The organism is Pseudoalteromonas obscura, from assembly GCF_030135505.1.
Classification (GTDB): Bacteria; Pseudomonadota; Gammaproteobacteria; order Enterobacterales; family Alteromonadaceae; genus Pseudoalteromonas; species Pseudoalteromonas obscura.
The window spans coordinates 33,214-56,786 of record NZ_JASJUT010000007.1; the positions used below are offsets into that span (position 1 = coordinate 33,214).

The following is a 23,573-nucleotide window of genomic DNA, read 5'->3' on the forward strand; positions in this document are numbered from 1 at the left end:
CACAATTTGCACAAAATCAGGTCTAGCTAGACTGTTTAATAACAGAATTGTGAGCTTGTGTGGAGAAATATAAGGAGCTTGTCTAAGCTCGTTATACGAGTCACCAAACGTTTGGGGTATCTTTGCTAAATATTGAGATCGACCCACATACGATATCTATTACGTGGACGTTGCTTTGCACCGCGCTTGTGCTGCTAATGCAGCCTGGGTTTACTTGCTTAGAAAGTGGATTGGTTCGAAGCAAAAACAACATTAACGTCGCTTTGAAAAACGTTGCAGATTTTTGCATTAGCGGCGTTTGCTTTTGGTTAGTCGGGTATGGTTTGATGTATGGTGCGAGTGCAAGTGGGTTCTTCGGTACCAATCAATTTGCCTTGGATAGCTATGACAACCCCTCAATCTTAGCGTATTTCTTATTCCAAATGATGTTTTGTGGCACCGCGGCGACTATTTTATCGGGTGCAGTGGCAGAGAGAATGCGATTTTCCGGTTACATTATCTGCTCTTTTTTAACCGCAACAGCATTATTTCCTATCGTTGGCCATTGGATTTGGCATGGTAAACATTTCGAACAGGCACCAATGGGATGGCTTATTGAGCTTGGCTTTATCGATTTCGCTGGCGCAACCGTTGTTCATTCTGTTGGTGGGTGGATAGCTTTAATTGCACTTGTTGTTGTGGGGCCTAGGTTAGGGCGGTTTACTAGAGAAGGTGAACCAAAAGAAATGTATTGCCAAAACTTACCTCTGTCAGCGCTGGGGACTTTTTTACTTTTTATTGGGTGGTTTGGGTTTAATGGAGGTAGCATACATACACCTAGCACTGAGTTGGCTCGGGTGTTTTCAAATACAGCTCTTTCAGCATGTGCAGGTGGTGTGAGTGCACTACTATTGTCTTGGAATTTACATTCTATGCAAGGAATACGTTATGTATTGAACGGACTACTTGCTGGGCTGGTGGCAATATCTGCCAGTGCAGATTTAGTAAATTTACCTTCGGCGATTGTTATTGGTGCAATCTCTGGCTGTATTAGCGTATTGCTTGGCGATCTATTAGAGAAGTTTAAAATAGACGATGTTGTAAGTGCAGTACCAGTTCATTTGGGGGGCGGTATTTGGGGTACTGTCGCAGTGGCATTGTTTGTGCCATTGGAAAAACTAAAGCTAGAAACTCACTCAGAGCAGCTTATCGTGCAGTTGATAGGGGTCGCGGCGTGCGCTATCTGGGTTTGCTCCATAGGTTTAGTTTTTTTGTGGTTAGTAAATAAAGTACACCCTCTGCGGGTCTCCGCTCAGACGGAAACGATAGGCTTGAACTTTGGCGAACATGGCATGAAAGATGAGCTGATAGACTTAATGGAGCAATTCGACAACATCGCTAAAAATGAGAATACACCCCAGCATCTTAACGTTGAACATGGGTCAAACAACGCGTCGTTATGCATGACTTACAATTACCTATTAGATCATACGAGTAGGCATTTTAAGGCGCGAGAGGAAGAGTTACTACGCCTTGCAAGTTTGGATCCTTTAACTGGGATAGCTAATCGCCGCGTCTATGAAAATGTGCTTTCGGAGACTTTGGAAAAAAGTAAAAAGTCGAGTTTAGATTTTTGCCTTTTAGTGATCGATGTAGATAATTTTAAACAATATAACGACCACTATGGTCATCAACTTGGAGACTATTGCTTACAAAATGTTTGTCAGGCGTTGTCGAGCAAGTTAACGATAAAAAATGGCTTACTTGCGCGAATAGGCGGGGAGGAGTTTGCCATTATTCTCCCAAATACAAGTCAAAAAGCGGCACAAAGTTTAGCTGAAAAAATACGTAAAGCGGTCAGTGCACTTAAAATACCACACTGTGCAGGACAAGGTGAATTTGTCACCGTTAGTATTGGAGGAGCCCGTTGGAGCCATACAAATGAAGTAAATCTTCAAACTTTATTTGATGACGCAGACATGGCCCTGTTTCAAGCCAAAAGTAATGGTCGAAACCAAGTGCGATTTAGTGGTCAAGCAGAGACAAGTTGATCCCATTTATTACGCATTGCTATTTATCTAAACAATTCAAATTTATATATTTCAATACATTCCGACGGAGTTTTGGAGAACGTCTAAAAAGTCCTCTTTGGATACGTGTATCTACACTCAGTTTCTGAAATGGGTATTTTAATATAAACAGAGCTTTAGGTGTTTTATCTTTAAGTGAGCAACTTGGTATATGTTTGTTTGACAGTAAGATATACACGTAAACGAGACGTCAATAAAGGTTATTTTAGCGAATTGCTTAACATTAAGCTTGGCTCAAAGTTTGCCCGCTTTGTAGGAGATTTAGCGCACTATTAAAAGAAACATAATTGTGACAAGTTTCTTTACATTTTGTAAATTTAGGTATAAAAAATAGATGCTAATCTATAAAAGGAGAATAATTAATGAAATTAGCATCTTTATTTCTGAGTGCGGCAATTACACTCGGCGCTGCAGCACCTGTGTCTGCGAAGTCAGTTACCGACTTCGCGTATTATCATGTAGGCTGCTATGCGACAAGTTCTGGCGATATGATGTGGTATGAAATTGCGGATACAAGCTCTCAGATAAGAAGCATTATCCAAAGGTGTACCGCAGAGGGAGGCCAATTTAGAATTCAAAAAATATACTACAGATAGTTTCTTAGCGTATATAGAGTGAATTAGTACAACTTAATAAGCTCCCGCTCGGGGCTTATTATTTTTCGTTAAGTTGAACCTCAATAGCATAGTGATACAAATGTGTTATTCAATTGAGCCTGCTTGAATGAAGGATCGAAAGTTGGGGGTAAGCGGGGGATGAAATTAACCCGTTTGTGGGAATTGTTTCACTGCAATTTTGGGGATATAGAAAATTGCAGCATTTCAAGGTGGTATAATCAGTTTTATTGCTTACTGAAGGTGAGCCAATAAGCTCACCCACAGATTCACACAAATGTTTAGTGAAGCCTTTCGATAGTAACTTTACCACCGCTTAAGCCATTGCCGCCATTGTAGGCTAATTGTGCGTAGAGTCGACCACCTTCAACTTTAAGCTTTACACGGCCAACTCCTGAATTATGCACGATTTTGCCATAACGACTTACGCCATTCCAATTGAATATAGTGTACTCCTCCAAAACGGGCTCGTAGCCATCTCGGATCCCGGTAACGGTGACTCTGTAAGTACTATTGAGAGAGACTGCGACACTGCTAGGAAGCGCAACCCAGCTGCTGTTGGCAGGTAGGCTAATACCAGCGGTTTGTTTACTGGAGTAAACCGATTGAGCATCGATACTTGGAGTGCCTCCCACTGCCGCAACGTGCCCAGTTAAGTTTGTATTTTTCAGGATTACGCTGTGAGTCCACCAGTCTTGACCTGTCATACCTTTGACATTAATTACACCACCATTTTCGGCGTCTATAACAGCGTACGCTCGATCGCTGCTTTTACCACCTTGGGCAAACACGCCGTTAATATCCAATGTTCTGGAGTTTTTCACTTTAAATACTGTCTTTACACCTTCGGCATAAAAGTTACTTATTTGGTTATTCCATGTTCTATGATCTGCAGGTCCATAGATCTCGATACCAACTCGTGAGTTTTGTACCGTAGAGTTTGCAATGTCGCTGCCCATCGCTGCTAACTTTATGCCAGTATCTGACTTTTCTACATATACATTGTCAAAGATGTTGACGTTATTAAACCAGCCATTTGGTTCTGTATTCCAATAAGCTGGCGCTTCACCATTACCATGTAAATGAATACCAAGGTTTACATTGGCGATAAATAAATCTTCGAAGCGACTCCATATTACCCACTTGCCATTAATACCCGTATTGAACCCGGATATATCTAGTTTTGAGAAATTTGATCTATAACTTGCAAACGGAATGTCGATTGCAGTGCCTTTTTTATAACCTGCTGTTTGAGACAGAGATAAATTATGTAATTCCACACCGTGTGCTACTTTAAATAAAGCTATGTCAGCGGAAGTTTCTAATTTTGATAAGTTACGTTTCTCACCATATATTTTAATTCTAGAGTTATGATTTCCTTTGCGTTGCGTTACATCAAGTGTATTTGAAACTTTGAAAGTACCCGCAGGAATATATACGCTTTTGTTATTTTCTACAGCATAATTTATAGCAGCTTGAATTTGAACTGTATCGTCAATATTGTCATTTGCAATTGCACCGAAACGGCTGTCTGTAATTGATATTACACTAGCATCAAAAGCAAATGCGGAAGAAGATAACAAGCTTAACAAGAATATTGAGTTGCGTTGGTTCATTGTAGTCCTTTTATTGAAGTTTTAACTTTCTCGTAGATAGTACACTATTTTTATAATTAATATAGAGGTGTGGTTAATATAGTTTAAATATTAATATTTTAATGTAAATGGGTTTTTAAGTGATTTATATTTTCTTGTTTGAATTATAATCAGGTTGAGATTTTGGTGTTTAATCCGTTGTGGTGGTTGTCTTTATTTTGAAATTAGGTTAAAGAGGGTGTGTGGTTATAAATAAAAAGTTATGTTGATTAAAAGCCCGGATAATTAAATTTATAGCCAATTTATCGATAAGTAAAAAGTTGCCTTACTGAGAGATTAAATATTAACCTCTCATAGAGCACACCTAAGAATAAGTGATATACCATATAAATAAAAATGGCCAACAATTGTTGGCCATCATAAAGTTATGTAGTTAGTTTCAACTATTAAAATGTATAGCGGATACCAACTTTAGCTTGCCAAGCTGACGAGCCTTTATCAATTTGAGAGTAGTTACGAACATCAGAGCCTTTGTAACGCTCATCGATCACAAGCTGACCATTTTCTAAACCACCAAAGTCATACAGTTTTTGGTCACTGTGGCTAAGCTTCTTCTCGATACCCCAGTCGCTATTAAGTAGGTTTGCAAAGTTTTCGATCATGAAATAGATCTCGCCTTTGTGCTCTTTATAGAAACCTGGAATTTCTTGTTTAAAGCTGACATCCATAGTTGTAACCCAAGGTTGAGTACCCGTATTTCTGTCAAGGATCTGACCGCGCTCAGAAATGCCTGCACGGTTAAGAAGTGCCTCTAGCTGCTCCCAGTTGAGGCCAGATTCATCCCAATTTACTTTTGGATCGTTGGCACCAGTTGGAATGTAAGCTAGGTATGCTGACGTGCGGTTAAAGTCGCGTGTATCACCAAAGTCGCTGTCATTGTATGAACCCATTGTGTAGCTGAATGGGCGGCCTGAACGACGTTCGAAGAAAACATTGAACTTAGATGCATAGCCGTCAATAAATTCTGTTTGGTAACGAAGGTTCAGCTTGAAGCTGTGCTCAACTTCATAGTGACCACGACCGACTAGGTCAACATTACGACTGTGTGTAGTTGTATGCTTGTAGTTTCCATCTGCTTGCGATGCGCCGCCAGGCACGATGTCTTCAACGTCTTGGTTTGTGTAGCTTGCAGAGATATATAGGCCGTTTTCAAACTCTTTCGCAATTGCTGTTGAGATGATGATTGATTTGGCTTCAAGATCAGAGTTGGTCATCATGATATCGTAGTTATCACGCAGATCACCTGAGTAAATGCTGTCGTAGATTACACGACCTGTTGCAGAGCGAACAATGTTTCCACTTTCATCTAACTGGGGCTTGATAGATGTGTTGCGCCATACTGCTTCGTCTTGTTTATTTTGGTATGCAATTTCCGCAGACCATTTAAAGCCATCACCTAGTAGTTCTGAATCGAACTCATATTCAAAACCTACTTGCGCACGAATACTTGAAGGCAACTCAAAGTCTGGATCAGTATATGCCGTGCTGCCAGTACCTGGTTTTAAAGAATCTTGGATCCCTTGAGGTACTTTTGTAATATCCACCTGTTCAACGTCAGCAAAGTGTGCGTTGATTGCAGCTTGCGTCGCAGCTACTTGTGTGTAACCGTCTTTTTGGAAAGGGTTGTTAAACCAAACATTTGGAATACCACCTTGGAAACGGCCAATACCACCGTTGATAGTCAAGGCGTCAGTCGCATAGTATTTGAATCCGATACGAGGCAGGATGATATCTGCGCCATCTAGGTTTTCTTGGTTTGTGTAGCCATAAGTATTCTGGAATGCTGCGTTAAGTCTTGGCTCATCGCTTGAAGCCAAACGCTCATAACGAACACCCGTAGTGATTTCTAGGTCATCAGTTAGATAGAACTTGTCTTCAATATATAATGCGATCTGTTCACGAGTTGCGTCATAAGCAAGGTCATTTACGTTATTAGTGTATGCATTAGTATATGAGAACTGATAATCTTCAACTTCGGTTCTTCTGTCTTTAATAACGTGCAGCTTCTTATTTGCAAAGTCTTCAAGGCTACCAAATGTCCAAGTACCCATTGAGCCTTCACCGAAAACATTATATAGACGTTTACTTTCTAGTTGCGCACCAAAGTTGATTTCGTGGTCGCCCATGAAGTATGTAGCATCGAATGTCAGCGCGAAAGTCTCAGTTTCACTTTTGTTTGCGTGACGGTATCTGTCACGGCCAAACTCAAATGATTCACCTCTACCACCGTCGATAAATACTTCAATCGAGCCTAAATCAGAGTTTGTGATACTGTCATTGGTAACATTTTTGTACGCTAAACCGATTTCTGTTGAGAATTCATCAGACCAATCAGAATATAGCTTGGTTGCAAAGTTGTCGAACTTAGTCGTGTACTCATATCGGCTAGACGCCATGCTTAGTGAGTTACCACCAGTTGCAAAACCTCTGTCGTCTTTTTCATCTTGCCACTGGTAAGTGAAATCGGCGCGGTGTAAATCACTAATATTCCAGCTCAGTTTTACTAGTAAGCTTTCACTCTTATCTTCTGGATTGCCGCCTAGTTCATCTTGAATACCGTAAGTGTTGTTTAGCGTGTTAACAAATGTGTTGTAATCAGATTCAGTGATATCGAATTCATGTGCAGTACCTGAACCGTCAAAGCCGTAATCCATGTCCATCTCTTGCTTCCAAGAGTTGTAGTTCACAAAATAGAACAGTTCGTCTTTGACAATTGCGCCACCAGTACTGAAGCCCATGCGAGACTCAGTTTCGATAGGATCTGTACTAGAAATCTCAAACGTTTTATGGCCATTCTCATCAAGAATGCTCGAGCCTGCGCGGTGAATCGTTTCACCATTCGCATCTTTTACATCTTCTTTGTATTTAGCTTCAGAAATATTGTCTAGTTTACCTGTCAGGCTAGGCGTACTGGTTTCATAAAAACCAGTAAACGTGTAATCATTTGAGCCAGACTTAGTAACTGCGTTAATGGTACCGCCACCAAAGTTACCTTTTTTCGCAGAAAACGGAGATGTATCTACTGAGATTTGCTCAACAGCATCTAGAGCAACAGGAGGTTGTGAAGTAGGGTAGCCACCGAAGTTCAAGCCAAAATCATCATTTTGACCAATACCGTCTACAGTTAAACTGTTTGTTCTTGGGTTATTACCTGCAATGGTCAGTTCGCCGTTACCGTTAATGCTTGCCATTGGATTTAGGCGCGCAACATCTTTAATATCGTTGTTAAAGCTAGGGACATTATTGATTGCATCTTCACCAAATACGCTACTTGATCCGCCAGCCTGTTGTACCAACTTATAACCACTTACTTCAATTTTTTCAATGGTTTGTAGAGGCTTTAATTGATTGCTGATTCTGTGCGTGTCGCCCAATTGAAGGAAGATATTGTCAAGCTCTGCATCTAGGTATTTGTCAGAGTCCAGCACTACGCGGTAAGGACCGCCTACGCGTAAGCCTTTGGCAATAAAAGCACCCGCTTCATTGGTAGTAAATGTGCTGATAGTGCCAGTTGGTTCGTGAATAACTGTAACTTTAACATTAGCTGCCGCATCTCCGTTAGGTGTGGTGATTTTACCACGCATTGCAGACGATGTATCAGAAGCGAATGCGCTTGCTGATACGCCAATAGCTAATGCTAAGGCGCCGGCCACTTTAGTTAAGCGAACGTTTTTCATTGTGTTGTTTCCCGTGTGTTTTGTATTTAAAAATTAATAAGGTCAAATATTTGAATCTCAGCTCAATGCATATTTGACTTAAACAAACTGCTCCTTCGAACGACTTTATTTCTCACACCAAAACACGGTTAGATTCTAAGCTAGGACTAACCTTGAGAGTTGATGCAGTAAAGTACAATCGATAGGAATTACTAACTAGAAGTTGATGCTATTGCCAAAGGGCATTGTGATTACGATGGTTTAATATCGGCGAGTTTACCAAGCGGATTGTTGAATCACTCAAAAGTTCGTCGACCAAAGTCATTTTTTGAGCTTGTAACAGCATTGTGTGTTGAATTACCACGTTTTAGTTTATCCAAATCATCGTTAAAAAAGGTTTTTGACGTTGTTAAGTACGAAATAGAGTTTCCATAGGACATTCATCCTGTGTACTTAAAACAATGTGTTTTATTCTTCTCTTTTACTTAAGCTATAGTCCTATGCGCTAGCAGTGCAATTGAGAAGAACCCTTTGGATTTTTGCAATTGTTGAGGCGCATTATAGCGCAATGTTTATTAACTTATCAAAGATATTGCTACTCAATGGAATAAATATTGCACAAAAGGAGAGGTGATTTTACCCCAAAGGATAAAGTTGCTGTATAGGTAATCAGTAGTTGGTTTGAAATATACGCAATGTAGTAACTTTTACTGATTGAGTAACCTAAGTGTATATTAATAAAGCTATTAATTGTTTTAGGTATTAGCTGGTTTTATCAAAAGAATTTGAGTGGTGCATGGTGGGGTTATGGTATCTCAACACCTCGAATTTATGATGTTTTTATATTTATAAATTGTGAATAGCTGATAATATATATTTAAAAAAAATAACGCGGCAGGTTGCTTTATTGTTGCTATATTTAGTTTAATTAATGAGGGTTTGATTTCACTTCTTCAGAAGTGAGTCGACGCAATCACAGCCGACTCTATGAGAAAAGTAAAGTGAGGTGAGACTCACTTTACGTGTGTTTATTTATATGAGTAGTTTAACGTTACACCATTGTAATTGTTGTAACCATATAGGCTGATGTGCCATGTACCCGCATTTGGATTAGTAAATGAGCACTGCTCTTCATTACCATTTTTCCATGGACGGCAAGTATAGTTGTTAGCGTCTGGTTGAGCGTTGTATCTCACGTAAAGGTCAGCATCACCTGTTCCTCCTGTGATCGCCAAGTTCATTTCTTTCACTCCCTGTGGAATATTCCATGTGTAGTGGGTCCAACCATTTTGATTACCTTGCAAGTTTGGTAAAGACCCGTTTACTGGTTTAACATCACCTGGGTTGCCCGGATCGCCGCCACCTTGACAGCCATTTGCAGAAAGGTAATCTGATGCACTTTTCGCTTGGGCGATACCATGTCCATAGTAATTATCACGGCCAGCTGCGCCCTTGTCTTTTGCTGTAGCGTTAATGGCTGCACGGATCTCTTGGTTTGTACATTGCGTGTGATGGCTCCAAACTAGTGCTGCTACACCTGCAACATGAGGCGATGCCATAGATGTACCACTTAGACTTCTATAAGTATTAGTTGGATAAGTTGAGTTTACATTCGAACCTGGCCCTGCAACCTCGACTTGGTCATTGTATTGAGAGAAAGAAGAGCGAGACTCGCTTGATGTTACAGACGCAACAGAAATGACCGAATTGTAAGATGCTGGGTAGGACTTAGAGCTATTTCCGTCGTTGCCTGCGGCTGCCACAAGCATCATGCCGCCATTTACGAAGTTTTGCATCGCCGTATTTTCACTGCTCGAATAGTTACCTCCGCCTAAGCTCATATTAACAACATGAGATCCTGCGTCTTTACATTGCTGGATAGCATTAATGAGGTTCGACGCGTGTGTCCACTGACCATTATCGTTAAATATTTTAACGATATGAAGGTCTACGCCAGGGTAAACACCTACCACACCTTGACTGTTGTTTTCGGCCGCTATGGTGCCGGCAACGTGCGTTCCATGACCATTTCCGTCATTATTCCATCTACCGACGGCATTATTGTTCGCAATGCCTGTGACGTTGCCGTAAGGTAAATCTGGGTGTCCTAGATTGTAACCTGTGTCAATTACACAGACTTTTCTTGCAGAGGTGTTATTTTGAGACAGTAAGTGTCCTTGCACCATATTGATACCGTATGGCGTACTTTGTGCGTAAGGGCTAATTACGCCGTCAGATTTAGTGGCATCAAGTAAGAAACGCTTTGGGTCAATTTCTATCGACTCAATAGATGACAAGCCGCGCAATGTTTCCAGACTATATTCGTCTAGTTCGGCAACCATGGCTTGTTGACCATTAAGCGAGAATAATGGTTCAGCACCAGCTGTAAAAAGGAAATTCATAGCAATAAAGTCATTAAAGACTCGTTTTTCGGCTGTTTTTTCACTCTTAAATTTAATGATGTAGCGGTTGTTGGTTGCTGATTTTTCCTCTAGCTTAAAAGCGCTTAGCTGCTTTAGTTGTTGCTCTTGCAGCACAGGGGCGTCCGCCAAAGTTGGAAAACTCATAGCTGATACCATGATGGTTGCTACTGTAGAAAGTTTAAATCGCTTGATACTCATGTTTGTTCCTTGTTGTCTTTAGTTACGGTTGTTTTGAACTGATAACTCACTTAAACATCAGCACTAAAAAACAGAGCATAAAAGTGGTTTAACTGCTCTTTCAATTTCATAAAATTGACTTAAGTTAAACATATCAGTTACATTTTGTGTGTTTTTTAAACAACCTTACACTTGGAACGGTCTAACCGCAACTCTGAAACTGACTTCAATACGCCAAGCTGTACCTTGTATGGCTAAAGTTTAAGCTGAAAGCTATTGTTAAATATGCACTTTTTATCAACATGAAAAATTTTAATAATGAGCCAAAACTACATTGTAGTTGTTAAATTTGGGTTAATCCACTTGAGTTGAAATGTTCTTTTCGTAAAAATTCGAGGAGTTATCTCTGCACATTTGCTTCATGTATGGTTTGTTAGAACAAACAGCTTGGAAATGAAGTCACCTAAGGGGGCCAAATACTCTGAGCGATAGGGGCAGTCAGTATTTATTAAGTACACAGGACTATTTTGCTGAAAGAGAGAGCCAAGCATCAACATTCGATGCCCTAAATTCGCATGAAAACGCGATTGCTGCGACAAGAAACGACTATTTAATTCGCAGTTCACCAATAGGGATAAGCCTTGAGTGCGAGTTGAAGTTGTCATATATACAGCTCAATACGTGAGAAATTAGGCTGATAATAAACATGTGCTGTTTTCAATTAGCCATGTTTCACCTGCTCGGTATGAACTAGGCTACTACGATAAGTTAATGGAGTTGAGTATAGCGGTATAGCAGTAATTAAACTGTTTTCTATGAACTTGGTCGATTCTGAACAATGTTAGCTACTTACAAAGTACTGGTCATTCGAATATCGCTAGTGTGGTTCGGGATTAATACTCAGAAAGTAAGTGCCTGTTTTTAAGTTTTTGATAGGTAATGTACTTTTTATGGGTTCTCAATATTTGTAAGCATAGTATTTTTAACTCTGGGCATTATGTATTAAACCTACTTTGTCGTTTTTCCAAAAGACATAACTAAAAAACCAAAAGCTTATTGGGGGCTAATCAATTTGCAGCGCCCGTTAAATTTAGACAAGGCGCTGCTGTTTTTAAAAAGCCCTAAATTTTAGTGGCCTGTTTCGTACGACGCTCTGGCAGTATTTGTTCTTTCCCAAGTGCCATCTTTATAAAGAATAAGTGCTGATGCCGTATTGCCACCTGAATAAGCTCTAACAGTAACATTACAGCTTGTACCACCGCTACATCTTGCAATACCGTCCCAACGAACCTCTTCAATATCCTTCGTCACATCTTTGAGATAAAAGCGGCCTGACGTTGAGTTACCGAAAGAAAAATCGAGCGCCATACAATTTTGAGTGCCATTACCCCATGAATGGCCGCTACCTTTAGCATAGACGTCACATACAACTTGAGCTGAGAAAGCAGATCCCGCGAAGAAAGTACCAGCAATTAGCGTAAGAGCTTTTAAAGTAGTTTTCATTTTAAATTCCTGTTTATTGATATTTTTTAATGTTGCGCATCAGCGCAATAACAAGGTAGTAAACAACTCTAAGTGGAGTCAATAGGGTGAATTTCTCTTTGATTTGTCTGTTCTTGCTTATTAAGTAACTAGATTTTTCTTATAAGTCGGATAATTTATCTAAAGCTATTGAGGGTGAATTATTTTGATTTTTTCGAATTTGATGATTTACCTTCTTATTTTTTAACGTTTGCAGTGCTTTGATAAGGTAGGTCAGGGCGAAAGAGATAAAATTCAATTTATTTTATTCTTGGTTGGTGCTTTTGCTTTGAATTTAATATTACATTCTTTTAACGGGTTGATTTTATGAACTATAAATTGCAGATTTTTATTTTTCTTCTGTGTAAATGGTAAGTAAATTTGAAACTTTCAAACGTCGAAAAATTCAACGTTGTTTTTTTGTTGCTTTTTTGTTTCCAAGTGTTTTAGCGATTCAAATTAGAGTGTTTTTCAATTTTTAGTCGATATACACGTAAGGCATGAATGCGCATCGACTAGGAAAACAATACACGTTATAGATCCTAGATTAATGAAACATGAACAGTGCAATAGAGGAGGGGCAACTTGGGTTGAAAAGAATACCCTTGCAAATTATTCTGAATCGGAACCCACACATACAGGAAGTATCTTCGTATATTTTTTTATAGGGCTCAAACCGGGTGGGTTGAACTTATATTTTCAAACATCGAACCAAAGTAAGTTAAGTCGTATTACTAGGATAAGAAAGACACTCAGGTAACAATGAGAGTATTAGGTAAGTTATACAGAAGTCACAATACACGCACTGAAAAGCATCGCATTCACGTCTTGCCGGCCAAGCGGATCTTTCGACAGGCTATTACTCCCGATGAATTAAGAGTTAGGTCGCTGATGCATGATTTTGGTTAGCAAAAAAATCACATCATGATGTAATTGGTCATTGTCGTTTTCTGGCGGCTTAATTTCTATTTAATGGCGCAAGAGCGGCCTAAAACGAGTATCTTGCTGGCTTCCAAAAAACGAAAAAGGTGTGTTCACTATTTAGTGCTTTTCAAAGTCTTATTAGGAAACGTATTACTCACTAAGTGTCGGGTATAATTACTACTAGCCTAAGGGTTTTGTATAACTCAGTTATTTTTAGTTACAAGATGGGACTGACAATGGCTTGTCAGTTTCTGCTAAATTAATCACTCCACCGCTAAAGAATAATAAGGACAATACGATGAAAAAGACAATATTAGCCCTGGGGCTTGCAACAGCGCTAACGGGTTGCTCGGTGTCTATTAAGGAATCAAACTTTATTAGCCAAGACGAGGTGGTCACTTATTATAGTCGTGATTTTGTTGAAAAGCTGAACGCTAAGACGCCTGAACATGCAATTAGACCAATCTCAATTCAAGTCAATGGAGAGGCTGTCGTATTACACGGTCTACACTTTGACCATGCAAATACAAAAGACACCATTTTATATATTCCCGGCAATGGTATGAGCGTTGAAAAATCAGTGAGTACTGAACTTAGTGATATTGTGAAGTACGATTATGATATTGTTGTATTTGACCGTAGAGGATTAGGTGCGAGCAATGGAACTGCAACGATTTCAACCTTAATCAGCGATGCACAATTAAGTTACGAATTTAGTAAAAATGAATTGGGTGCTGAAAAATTAATAGTTCATGGCTTTTCTCTTGGTAGTTTTATTGCGGCACAAGTTGCCAAAAGTAACTCAATTGATGGCCTAGTAATGCAGGGTTCTGCGACAAACGTTGCTGATTGGATCGACGAAGCCATTCCTTGGTACAAAAAAATGTGGGTTGATGTGCAGGTCGATGATGTGTTTTTTTCGGTCAATAATGCGCAAGTCCTTAGCGATTATTATCAGGGTCCACTGCTAGTGATAGGCGGATCAAAAGACAAGCAAACACCAGTATCTTTGTCACATAGACTATACGACGCAAGCCAAAGTATTGATAAACAGATAGTGATATCTGAAGAGGCTGGTCACTACAAAATGTTTGATAATAAGCAAGTACGCTTAGCTTACGAGGAGTTTCTCAATAAGATTTAGAGGCCACTTGAGAGACACGGAGCTGCGGACTATGTGTTTTGTCCCTTGCAATAAAAGCCGCTAAAAAATGACTTAGATGGTCAAGTTCGGCGGCTTTAGTACCGCCAAACCTTCATATTTAAAACAAACTAATTACTCAATAAAAGAAATTAGCTTTTCAGCAATTTGGGTGTTGTTTTGCGAACCAATAAAATGTTCACGGCCTTTTCCGTGGGCAAATACTTGCACATCAATTGCTGTGTGGCCTCCAGTAGTCCAACCTGTATAGCTTGCTTGGTTGATGTATCCATTGATGACGTCAAAAATTGCTCTATCGCCGTTAGGCTTTGCCTCAGTGAGCTTTTTAGCTATGTCTTCAGAATATTCTAATCCGGTCAGCTCTACCCAGTCACGTTCAATATTTTTGCTATCTTTAAGCTTTTTCGTGATTGTTTTGACAGAGTTTTTTACATTTGCTACGACATCTCGTTCCCATTTGTAATCGCCGTCAGCTCCAAGAGTTAAACCGCCTGTTGAGTGGTCAGCTGTGATTACAAGTAGCGTGTCGGGGTTGTTGTCAACATAAGCCTTGGCCAGTTCAATAGATTGTGCGAAATCTTCCATTTCTTTCATGGCACAGGCAATGTCATTAGCATGACCACACCAGTCGATTTGACTTCCTTCGATCATGACAAAAAAGCCTTTATCGTTTTTGTCTTTGTTCAGCAAAGACAGTGCTTTTTTTGTCATATGTGTCAGGCGCAAGGGACTTTCATCGATAGCGTAAGGCATGCCCTTTTCTGCAAAAAGCCCAATTGCTGGGATTGATTCAATGGTATTTAGCTTGTTCAAATTATCAATATATTGATAGCCAGCCTGTTTAAATTCAGAGACAATATTACGGTCTTCGCGAATAAAATACTTAGTACCACCCCCTAGCATAAGGTCAACAGGCAGCTTACCTGCAACTTTTACATCAACATAGTCGTCAGCAATTTCATCGTAGTTACGACGAGATTCATTATGTGCTGCAAAGCTGGCTGGTGTAGCATGGTTTATTTGAGAGGTAGCGACTAGCGCTGTGGTTTTTCCGTTTTCTTTTGCCATTTGCAGCATGGTTTTTAACGGCTTCTTTTTTGTGTCGACCGCGATTGCACCATTATAGCTTTTAATAGCTGTGCTTAGCGCAGTTGCTCCTGCTGCACTGTCCGTAACAACCGTGTTGTCGTCTGGGTATGTATGCGCCATGCCAACTAAAATAGAGTCAAACACAGTTGGTTCTACAGTTTTTGTTGTTTTATCGTCTTTGTAGTATCTATACGCAGTTGTGTATGCCGGACCCATACCGTCACCAATCATATAAATGATATTTTTTGGTGCAGCGTAAATTTGACTACTTGCCAATAGAGAGATAGCCGCTGCAACTGCCGAAATTTTGCGTGACATAGTTTTTCCTTTGATTTCCCGTGTTTGGTTTAAACGAGTTTTGTAATAATTGATATAATTATTACCTTAAACGCTTAAGTTTTATCGCGTATGATCTTAACTAAATGTGATTGTGAAGAATATCAATAAATGTCGATTAATAAAAAAAATGAGATGAAAGACTATTTTTGCAATGGTTTTGCGTGGCAGCAAGTTGGTCATGGTCCTAATGCAGTGGTGTGTTTGCATGGTTGGCTGGACAACAGTAACAGTTTTAAGCCCATGGCAGAGCTATTGTCCGAGCAGCACTTAGCAATGCATACTTGGTATCTGGTGGACTTACCAGGCCATGGTCGTTCAAAGTGGAAATCGGCGGATGCACAATATTATTTTATTGACTATATATACGATGTGATCCGATTTATGGATGCAATAAACTTGCCGCAGGCGCATTTTGTGGGTCATTCAATGGGGGCGTTTATTTCCAACTTGCTGGCTAGCACTTTCCCAAATATGGTGCAGTCATTGAGCTTAGTGGATGGTATAGGGCTCGTGTATCAAAGTCCTGAGCATGTGAAATCAAACTTGATTAAAGCCTTTGAAGAGAGAAAAAAGCTTGCTGCTCAGCCAAAACGTTGGTTTGACGATAGACAATCAATGGTCAGAACACGGGCTACAGTCGGCAAGTTTAGTGATGATATCGCAGAGATATTAATGGCCCGTACAATAATCAGCGAGCAGGGGAGGTACACGCTAAGCTCTGATCCTAAATTAAAATTGCCCTCTACGATTAGGCTAGGCCAAGAACAAGCGATGAGTTTATTAGATAAAATCACAGTAGACACTATGCTTATCTTACCAAATGAAGGATATGCTCAAATGCGTGATAACATGAAACAATTTCTTCCATGTTTTGATACGCTTAGCGTTTCAAAAGTTCAAGGAGGGCATCACTGCCATATGCAATACCCAAAAGAAATATTGAAAGAGATCGTCTCTCATATTGAAAAAGCAAGGGGCTAGTTGATTGTAAGTTTGCTTTAAATATGGGAATATCCCTCAGTTAGAGTAATTACTCAATTGTTTAAGTGCCTTATTTGCTTTAAGGTAAGTGTAAAAAAAGAACGAGAATACAGGAGCTAAGAGTGGAAAAAATCTGGCTAAAACGCTATCCAGAAGGCATGCCGGCGACGATTGATCCAGAGCACTACAACTCGCTGCTAGAACTAATAGACGAATGTTTTACCAATTATGCTCAGTTACCCGCTTATTCAAATATGGGCAAAACACTGACATACAAAGAAATAGACAATGCGACTAAAGCAGTTGCTAGCTATATTCAAAATACGTTGAAACTTGGGAAAGGCGATAAAGTAGCGGTCATGATGCCGAATTTATTACAAACGCCGATCACCATTTTAGGTGTACTCAGAGCGGGCTGCACGGTTGTAAATGTGAACCCTCTGTACACGGTTCGTGAGTTGGAGCATCAACTTAATGATTCAGAAGCTAAAGCGATTTTTATTCTAGCTAACTTCGCTAGTACGCTAGAAAAGGCTTTGCCTTCGACACCTGTGAAACACATAGTGATGACGCAGATTGGGGATTTGCTTGGTGGTGTTAAAAAACACTTAGTGAATTTTGTCGTCAAGAAAGTTAAAAAAATGGTCCCTGCGTATAATTTGCCATCGGCCATTCCGTTTGCTCAGGCAATAAACGCAGATCCCAATAGCTACAAAAAGCCAGACGTTAGCCAAACTGATTTGGCTTTCTTGCAATACACTGGTGGAACTACTGGTGTTTCGAAAGGTGCAATGCTGACCCATGGCAATATGGTTGCGAATTTAGAGCAAGTTTCAGGCTGTTTGGACAAAGTTCTAGATAAGGGCAAAGAAGTCGTCATCACGGCTTTACCGCTTTACCATATATTTGCGCTCACTGCGAATTGCCTGACATTTATGAAATACGGCGGTCACAATATCTTGATCACTAACCCTCGTGATATGGCCGGGTTTGTTAAAGATTTGGCTAAGTATCCGTTTACCGTTATTACGGGTGTAAATACCTTATTTAATGGTCTACTCAACACTGAAGGTTTCGCACAGTTAGACTTTTCAAATCTTAAAGTGTCTTTAGGTGGTGGCATGGCGGTACAACGACCTGTGGCTGAAAAGTGGCAATCTGTCACCAATTCTAGATTGCTTGAGGGCTACGGCCTGACTGAATGTGCGCCGCTTGTCACGATTTGCCCGCTAGACCTTGAAGGTTACAATGGCTCGATAGGCCTACCTGCACCTAGCACGGATCTAAAAGTTGTGCTTGAAAACGGTGAAGAAGCACCAAAAGGTGAGCCGGGTGAATTGTTAGTTAAAGGCCCACAAGTCATGGCTGGATATTACAACAGGCCTGATGCCACAGCTGATTGCTTGCAAGATGGTTGGTTCGCTACCGGAGATATTGCGACATATGATGATGAAGGGTTCTTTTATATTGTTGATCGTAAAAAAGACATGATCTTAGTCTCTGGCTTCAATGTGTTCCCGAACGAAATTGAAGAAGTCGTTGCCAGCCATGATGGCGTTCTTGAAGTTGCCGCTATTGGCGTACCTCATGAGGTAAGTGGAGAGCAAGTAAAAGTTTTTGTTGTAAGAAAAGATCAATCTTTGTCAGAAAAAGATATAATAGCGCATTGTCGTGAAAACCTAACAAACTACAAAGTTCCTAAAATGGTTGAGTTTAGAGATGAACTACCAAAGACAAACGTAGGAAAAATATTACGTAGGGCGTTAAAATAAGAAAAAACCGGCAGCAGCCGGTTTTTTTTCGCTAAATGCGAAGGAGTCAATGTGCAGTATCAGTTTATTCAATACCAAGCTGAATTAGATGAGTTTGTAAGCCTCATTTCGGATAGTAAAATTTTGGCAATAGATACCGAGTTTATGCGAAGAAGAACGCTTTACCCGGAAAATGCCTTATTGCAAGTCTATGATGGTAAACATTTGGCGTTAATAGACCCCTTGGTAGACATGGATTTCTCGGCGTTGTGGGCATTATTTACGTCACCTGATGTGATTAAAGTGATCCACTCTCCTTCGGAAGATATTGAAGTATTTCAAAACTTTGCAGGTATAGTACCGGCGCCTCTTTTTGATACTCAATTTGCCTTACAGCTTTTAGGGGAGGGCAACTGCGTTGGTTTTGCTAATATGGTTAAATCATTGCTAGATATTGAGATAGATAAAAGCATGTCTCGTACAGATTGGTTGAAAAGGCCCCTGTCGGATAAGCAACTTGAATATGCAGCTGCTGATGTATTTTACTTATTACCCTGTTTCGAAAAAATCATTGAGCAGATAGAACAAAAGCAACTGTTTGATATCGTGATTTCTGAAAGTGAACTCATCGCTAAAAAGCGTGCATTCAGAACCCCTGACGAATACATTTATCTTAACATCAAAAATGTATGGCAACTGCGCAGTCGCGATCTGGCTGTGTTGAGAGAGCTTGCTGCATGGCGTATGAATAAGGCTGAAAAAAAGAATATTTCAGTAAACTTCATACTCAAAGAGCTCAATATGGTTGAAATTGCGAAAAGAAGACCTTCTTCATTAGCAAGTATGCGCAATATTCCTGAAGTTGAAGCGATGGAAGTGAACCGTTCTGGTAAAGAAATCTTAGCATGTATTGAAGCGGGCCGAGCTGTTGAGGAAGATGCATTACCGGCCAAAGTTAAGCGGTTAATCGATTTTGCGCAGTATAAAAGAGCAGCTAAAGAGATTAAATCTGACATCACCCAAGTTGCGAAAGAGCGCAATTTACCAGTGGATGTGATCGCGTCCAAAAAACAAATTAATCAGGTAATAAGTTGGAATTGGAAGCTTACCGATACACAACGGCAAGTGATGATTAAACCTGACCTTTTTCAAGGTTGGCGCAAAGAAATCATTGGTGATGCGCTTAAAAAGTGGGAAATTTAAGCCTGCTAATTGGATAATTTATGTAGACGTGTAAAAGGCACTGGCGCTGTGCCTTTACTTTTAAAGTTTATTTAGTTGTAGCAAACATGGGCCATTAAGCCCTAATTAGTCTGCTGTTGCTAGCGAAGTAATGATTACTCGCTATCAATAGGATATGCAACTATAGCTTAACTTGCTCACCCTCATTTAAAATATATAGTGGAGTTGTACTTTTTAGCTGGGTTTTCATATGGAGTAGTCTAAATAGCGCAGAATGAGAGGAATGATCTCCCATTTTCCAGCTCATATTGCCATGACCCCATGGGATCATTACCCCACAATTGAGTTCTTTGGCAGCTAAAAGCGCATCTTCGGGTGTTAAATGGACATTACGATACCATTTTCCATGTGTTTCATGATGGTATGACGCAATTGGAATGAGGCATACGTCCATATCGCCGTACTTTGCATGAATATCTTTAAAGTGTCCTGAATACCCTGTATCACCAGCGAAAAACAGTTGTCTGCCAGCGCTTTTAAATACCCATCCACCCCACAAAGTTTCGTCGTCATCATTGGTGATCATAGGCACAACTACACGGTTGCTGAAATGGTGTGCTGGAACAAAGTGAACACCAGTCTGACCTACGTCATATTGAGTATACCAAGGCATTTCAACAATATTGTATCCGCCAGTTGGAAAGTAGTCGGCAAAGTTTAGTGGAGTAAGATAGGTAGGTTGATTACCGATTTTTTCGATATCAGATTTACTAAAATGATCGTAGTGAATATGTGAATAAACGACTGCTTTGGCATCGTTCAAAGTTTGTTTTTGGTACGCGGTTGGTTCATTGCGATAAAACCCGCCTGCTAGGTGCACAAAAGCCCAATCTACTGGCCAATCGAATTGTCCTGTTACCGGGTCAATCAAAATGGTTTCCCCTGTGGGAGTTGTGACTGAAAAGCTGGCATGTCCTAACCATTTTACGTCAAATGTATGCTGTTCATTGATAGAGAAAGCGGGGTTTTCTCCGATGTATTGACATGTTTCCATATCGTTTTGACATTCAATATATTGACTCTTAGGGTAACAATTTTCTACACAGGTATGGGGGTAAGTCTCAGGCATTTTGTAGCTGTTAGCAAATTGATGTGTGTATCCTTCGGTAGACTTATATTTTATCTCTTGAGATGGCTCTAAACGATTGACATTGTTTGGGGTGGCGCAGCTAGCAAGTAAGATGCACATTGGCAATGGTAGGTATTTGTTTATCATGGGTATTCAAATCTTGTTGTAATTATGGCTATCTGTCTCTATTCTGACATTGACTGAAATTGCTTGTCTTATTCAATGTTAAACCGCTACGGGAGTATTATGGAACGAGTGTCAGATGAAACTTGGTACGCTGTATTATTGTTCTTTGCTTTAATAATAGTACCGTTTTTAATAGGGCTCGCAATCTTTAAAATGTATCGAAAAGTGTTTCCTTACAAGCCATCTGAGTTTCAGTCTATTGTTGAGGAACTCAACGCTAAACGGGTCGGGTTTTTCAAACCTTTTTTGGTGGGGTGGGTAATTTGCAGCCCAGTGGTATTTTGGTTTTATAGTGAATATCTAGCACATCTTTAAATTTAAATAGGCTCTTCCATGAGCCTGTCTCACACTTAGGAAAATGTTCTAGCCTATATCGTGTTTTGTTGGCAATGAAGCAAACGCGCCATATCTAGTCACCGCATATGCGCCACATTTTGCCGAGAAGTTAACTAAATCTAAAACTTGTGCTTCGTTATTGACGATTTCATTGAATGCTATTGACTCGAGCTTTCTGGTCAACTCCGCAAGTAGGCCGCCGACAAAAGCATCTCCACCAGCTGTTGTATCAACGGCGTTGACCTTTGGTGGAGAGATGTAACCTGAAAATTGATTGCTAAAATAGCGGATATCATTCGCCCCATCTGTAATGAGCAACAGCTTTACACGACTATTGAGAATTGCTTCTATCGTTGTTTGCTCATCTTGTGAAGGGTGCGCATGGGTATTCAAAAACTCCAATTCTTCTTTAGAAAGCTTAACAATATCTGCCTGAGTCATGATATGCCAAATTCTATCCAAGCAATGATTCATGGATGGCCATAAATTTTCTCGCAAATTCATGTCAAAGCTTTTGATCAAACCGTGGTTTTTAGCTTGTTCCATTGCAGTGACTGTACTTAAATAAATATTCTTTTCGGTCAAACTATTTGAGCAAACATGCAGAATCTTTCCCTGCTCGAACATGTCAGACTCAAAGTGCTCTGCACGAAACAATAAGTCAGCGGCTGGTGGTCTGTAGAAGCTAAAGCTTCGCTCTCCGTTAGCATCCAATGATACGAACGCAAGGGCCGTTTTCGCTTCTTTCGTAAATTTAACGTACTGCGTGTTTACTTGTTGGTGAGATAACTCTTCTTTGAGAAAATGGCCGAACATGTCATCTCCTAACATGCCACAAAATGCGCTGTCCACACCTTGCTTTGCCACCGCGACAGAAACGTTAGCGGGGGCGCCGCCTGCGTATTTTGTAAATGACTCTGGCGTGCCGCCATCGGATAAGAAATCAATTAATGCTTCGCCAAAACAAACTACACTCATTGGCTTTTCTCGCTTATATTGTAGGCTCTAAGTACTTCGTAGCATGCGCCCATTGTATGGTAGTCAGTTTTACCTGCGGGGCTTTTTTCATCACTATATGAGCGATTGTCTTGTGTTAGTATTCGATACCACGCACCATATTTATGATCAATCATATGTTGCCAGCTGTATTGCCAAATTTTGTCGTACCACTGCCAATACTTCTCGTCATTGGTTTCAATAGCGAGAAGTGCGGCCGCCGCAAAGCTTTCTGCTTGAACCCAAAAGTACTTGTCGCCATCACAGATAGTTTTATCCGGTGCGAATCCGTAGCAAATACCACCATGTTCTTCATCCCACGCGTTATCTAGTGCTTGGTCGAATAAAAACTTGGCTTTTTCTACCATCCAAGATTCTGGTTTGTGTCTGTTGAGAATTAACAACAGTTTGGTCCATTCAGTTTGGTGACCTGGCTGAAAACCCCAGGGTCTGAACAAATGTTTCGGGTTGTCTTTATTATAATCCCAATCAATTTCCCAGTCTGTGTTGTAGTGCTCCCAAATCAGTCCGTCTGCCAGTTTAGCCTGACGAACCGTCATATTGTGGGCAAGGGTATAGGCTCTTTCCAAAAACTTACTGTCATTGGTGGCTTCAAAGCACATCAGCAGCGCTTCACACATGTGCATATTGGCATTTTGGCCACGATATTGATCTGCATGTTCAAAGCTTGCATCAAACTCATCTAAATACAGCTCGAACTGAGTATCGTAATATTTGTCTTCTAGCAGTGACCATACACGCTCTATAGTGTCACTTGCTGAGTTTATGCCGGCTTTGTGCGCAATGGCGTTAGCTAAAAGTACAAAAGCAAGGCCATAGCAGTGGTTGGTAAGGTCAGTGGCTACACCGTTTTCAATTAGCCAAGCATAACCGCCATTTTCTTGTTTATGTACGTTTTCAAGGTAATCAAGCCCATGACGTGCTAGATCTAAATATTCGGTTTTATCTGTATGGATATACGCCATTGCATAATTGAAAACAAATCGTGTACTTGAAACTAGGTGTCGGGTTGTGGCGTCATACACCTCACCGCTATCTTTAAAAAATTGATAAAACCCGCCTTGGCTGTCTACGCATCTTGGGTGATAAAAATCCATCGTTCTATCAATATGTTGCTGTAAAAAATCTCTACTCTTAAAATCTAGCGACATAAATTCGTGCTCCACTCTCTAATCGCGTAGCGGTAAATGCTTAACAAGCTTAGCGTGTTTTTGAATCAAAACGTTTTTCTTTTAGCTTTGTTAATTTAGGGAAGTGCATCAACCGTTGTTTTTCATTTATTCGTTTACTCTAGCATCTTAAAAAAAATAATGGAACGATCCAATAAAACATTTGTGATTTTCTTGTAACAATGTGTAGAAT

The 23,573-nt window shown here is 40.2% G+C and carries 15 protein-coding genes; 6 read left to right on the top strand and 9 right to left on the bottom strand.

The window, feature by feature from the left end; all coding sequences use genetic code 11:
* Nucleotides 1-122 precede the first annotated feature (122 nt).
* Nucleotides 123-2,030: an ammonium transporter gene (gene amt / locus QNM18_RS16200; protein WP_284137793.1), complete on the top strand. Its 1,908-nt coding sequence runs from the start codon at nucleotides 123-125 to the stop codon at nucleotides 2,028-2,030.
* A gap of 401 nt (nucleotides 2,031-2,431) precedes the next feature.
* Complete coding sequence (locus QNM18_RS16205; RefSeq protein WP_211008756.1) at nucleotides 2,432-2,665, top strand: hypothetical protein; 234 nt, start codon at nucleotides 2,432-2,434, stop codon at nucleotides 2,663-2,665.
* Nucleotides 2,666-2,964: 299 nt separating this feature from the next.
* Here QNM18_RS16205 and QNM18_RS16210 read toward each other — a convergent pair whose 3' ends face one another.
* The 5 genes from QNM18_RS16210 to QNM18_RS16230 all read right to left on the bottom strand — a co-directional run bounded on the left by QNM18_RS16210 (nucleotide 2,965) and on the right by QNM18_RS16230 (nucleotide 12,097).
* On the bottom strand, nucleotides 2,965-4,299 hold the full coding sequence (locus tag QNM18_RS16210) for a glycosyl hydrolase family 28-related protein (RefSeq protein ID WP_211008757.1): 1,335 nt from the start codon (nucleotides 4,297-4,299) through the stop codon (nucleotides 2,965-2,967).
* Nucleotides 4,300-4,724: 425 nt separating this feature from the next.
* On the bottom strand, nucleotides 4,725-8,015 hold the full coding sequence (locus QNM18_RS16215) for a TonB-dependent receptor (RefSeq protein WP_284137794.1): 3,291 nt from the start codon (nucleotides 8,013-8,015) through the stop codon (nucleotides 4,725-4,727).
* A gap of 1,007 nt (nucleotides 8,016-9,022) precedes the next feature.
* Nucleotides 9,023-10,615, bottom strand: coding sequence for a S8 family serine peptidase (locus QNM18_RS16220; RefSeq protein WP_284137795.1), 1,593 nt, complete (start codon nucleotides 10,613-10,615; stop codon nucleotides 9,023-9,025).
* Between the two features lie 398 nt (nucleotides 10,616-11,013).
* A complete protein-coding gene (locus QNM18_RS16225; protein ID WP_284137796.1) occupies nucleotides 11,014-11,259 on the bottom strand; it encodes a hypothetical protein in 246 nt (81 codons plus the stop codon).
* A gap of 463 nt (nucleotides 11,260-11,722) precedes the next feature.
* A complete protein-coding gene (locus QNM18_RS16230; protein ID WP_284137797.1) occupies nucleotides 11,723-12,097 on the bottom strand; it encodes a hypothetical protein in 375 nt (124 codons plus the stop codon).
* A 1,240-nt stretch (nucleotides 12,098-13,337) separates the two neighbouring features.
* On the opposite strand from QNM18_RS16230, the gene QNM18_RS16235 reads away from it, so the two are divergent.
* Entirely contained in the window at nucleotides 13,338-14,183 is an 846-nt protein-coding gene (locus QNM18_RS16235; RefSeq protein WP_284137798.1) for an alpha/beta hydrolase, read from the top strand.
* Between the two features lie 132 nt (nucleotides 14,184-14,315).
* Here the strand turns inward: QNM18_RS16235 and QNM18_RS16240 are convergent, their stop codons facing one another.
* Nucleotides 14,316-15,608 carry an alkaline phosphatase gene (locus QNM18_RS16240; RefSeq protein WP_211008762.1) on the bottom strand — a complete coding sequence of 431 codons (1,293 nt, stop codon included), beginning with the start codon at nucleotides 15,606-15,608 and terminating at the stop codon, nucleotides 14,316-14,318.
* Between the two features lie 129 nt (nucleotides 15,609-15,737).
* On the opposite strand from QNM18_RS16240, the gene QNM18_RS16245 reads away from it, so the two are divergent.
* The 3 genes from QNM18_RS16245 to rnd all read left to right on the top strand — a co-directional run bounded on the left by QNM18_RS16245 (nucleotide 15,738) and on the right by rnd (nucleotide 19,564).
* Nucleotides 15,738-16,610 carry an alpha/beta fold hydrolase gene (locus QNM18_RS16245; RefSeq protein ID WP_211008763.1) on the top strand — a complete coding sequence of 291 codons (873 nt, stop codon included), beginning with the start codon at nucleotides 15,738-15,740 and terminating at the stop codon, nucleotides 16,608-16,610.
* 122 nt (nucleotides 16,611-16,732) lie between these two features.
* Nucleotides 16,733-18,382: a long-chain-fatty-acid--CoA ligase FadD gene (gene fadD, locus QNM18_RS16250; protein ID WP_211008764.1), complete on the top strand. Its 1,650-nt coding sequence runs from the start codon at nucleotides 16,733-16,735 to the stop codon at nucleotides 18,380-18,382.
* Nucleotides 18,383-18,433: 51 nt separating this feature from the next.
* Nucleotides 18,434-19,564: a ribonuclease D gene (gene rnd, locus QNM18_RS16255; protein WP_284137799.1), complete on the top strand. Its 1,131-nt coding sequence runs from the start codon at nucleotides 18,434-18,436 to the stop codon at nucleotides 19,562-19,564.
* Nucleotides 19,565-19,724: 160 nt separating this feature from the next.
* Here rnd and QNM18_RS16260 read toward each other — a convergent pair whose 3' ends face one another.
* The 3 genes from QNM18_RS16260 to QNM18_RS16270 all read right to left on the bottom strand — a co-directional run bounded on the left by QNM18_RS16260 (nucleotide 19,725) and on the right by QNM18_RS16270 (nucleotide 23,362).
* Nucleotides 19,725-20,819, bottom strand: coding sequence for an MBL fold metallo-hydrolase (locus tag QNM18_RS16260; protein WP_284137800.1), 1,095 nt, complete (start codon nucleotides 20,817-20,819; stop codon nucleotides 19,725-19,727).
* A 402-nt stretch (nucleotides 20,820-21,221) separates the two neighbouring features.
* Nucleotides 21,222-22,172: a carbohydrate kinase family protein gene (locus QNM18_RS16265; RefSeq protein WP_284137801.1), complete on the bottom strand. Its 951-nt coding sequence runs from the start codon at nucleotides 22,170-22,172 to the stop codon at nucleotides 21,222-21,224.
* Nucleotides 22,169-23,362, bottom strand: a complete 1,194-nt coding sequence (locus tag QNM18_RS16270; RefSeq protein WP_284137802.1) for an AGE family epimerase/isomerase — start codon at nucleotides 23,360-23,362, stop codon at nucleotides 22,169-22,171. The genes QNM18_RS16265 and QNM18_RS16270 overlap by 4 nt, the downstream gene beginning before the upstream one ends.
* Nucleotides 23,363-23,573 lie beyond the last annotated feature (211 nt).

Excerpts from the sequence above, each read along its gene's own strand:
- QNM18_RS16220 (WP_284137795.1), bottom strand. The coding sequence starts at position 10,615 with ATGAGTATCAAGCGATTTAAACTTTCTACAGTAGCAACCATCATGGTA.
- QNM18_RS16215 (WP_284137794.1), bottom strand. The coding sequence starts at position 8,015 with ATGAAAAACGTTCGCTTAACTAAAGTGGCCGGCGCCTTAGCATTAGCT.
- QNM18_RS16240 (WP_211008762.1), bottom strand. The coding sequence starts at position 15,608 with ATGTCACGCAAAATTTCGGCAGTTGCAGCGGCTATCTCTCTATTGGCA.
- QNM18_RS16235 (WP_284137798.1), top strand. The coding sequence starts at position 13,338 with ATGAAAAAGACAATATTAGCCCTGGGGCTTGCAACAGCGCTAACGGGT.
- QNM18_RS16245 (WP_211008763.1), top strand. The coding sequence starts at position 15,738 with ATGTCGATTAATAAAAAAAATGAGATGAAAGACTATTTTTGCAATGGT.
- QNM18_RS16265 (WP_284137801.1), bottom strand. The coding sequence starts at position 22,172 with ATGAGTGTAGTTTGTTTTGGCGAAGCATTAATTGATTTCTTATCCGAT.
- QNM18_RS16205 (WP_211008756.1), top strand. The coding sequence starts at position 2,432 with ATGAAATTAGCATCTTTATTTCTGAGTGCGGCAATTACACTCGGCGCT.
- QNM18_RS16230 (WP_284137797.1), bottom strand. The coding sequence starts at position 12,097 with ATGAAAACTACTTTAAAAGCTCTTACGCTAATTGCTGGTACTTTCTTC.
- QNM18_RS16260 (WP_284137800.1), bottom strand. The coding sequence starts at position 20,819 with ATGATAAACAAATACCTACCATTGCCAATGTGCATCTTACTTGCTAGC.
- QNM18_RS16270 (WP_284137802.1), bottom strand. The coding sequence starts at position 23,362 with ATGTCGCTAGATTTTAAGAGTAGAGATTTTTTACAGCAACATATTGAT.
- QNM18_RS16225 (WP_284137796.1), bottom strand. The coding sequence starts at position 11,259 with ATGACAACTTCAACTCGCACTCAAGGCTTATCCCTATTGGTGAACTGC.
- QNM18_RS16210 (WP_211008757.1), bottom strand. The coding sequence starts at position 4,299 with ATGAACCAACGCAACTCAATATTCTTGTTAAGCTTGTTATCTTCTTCC.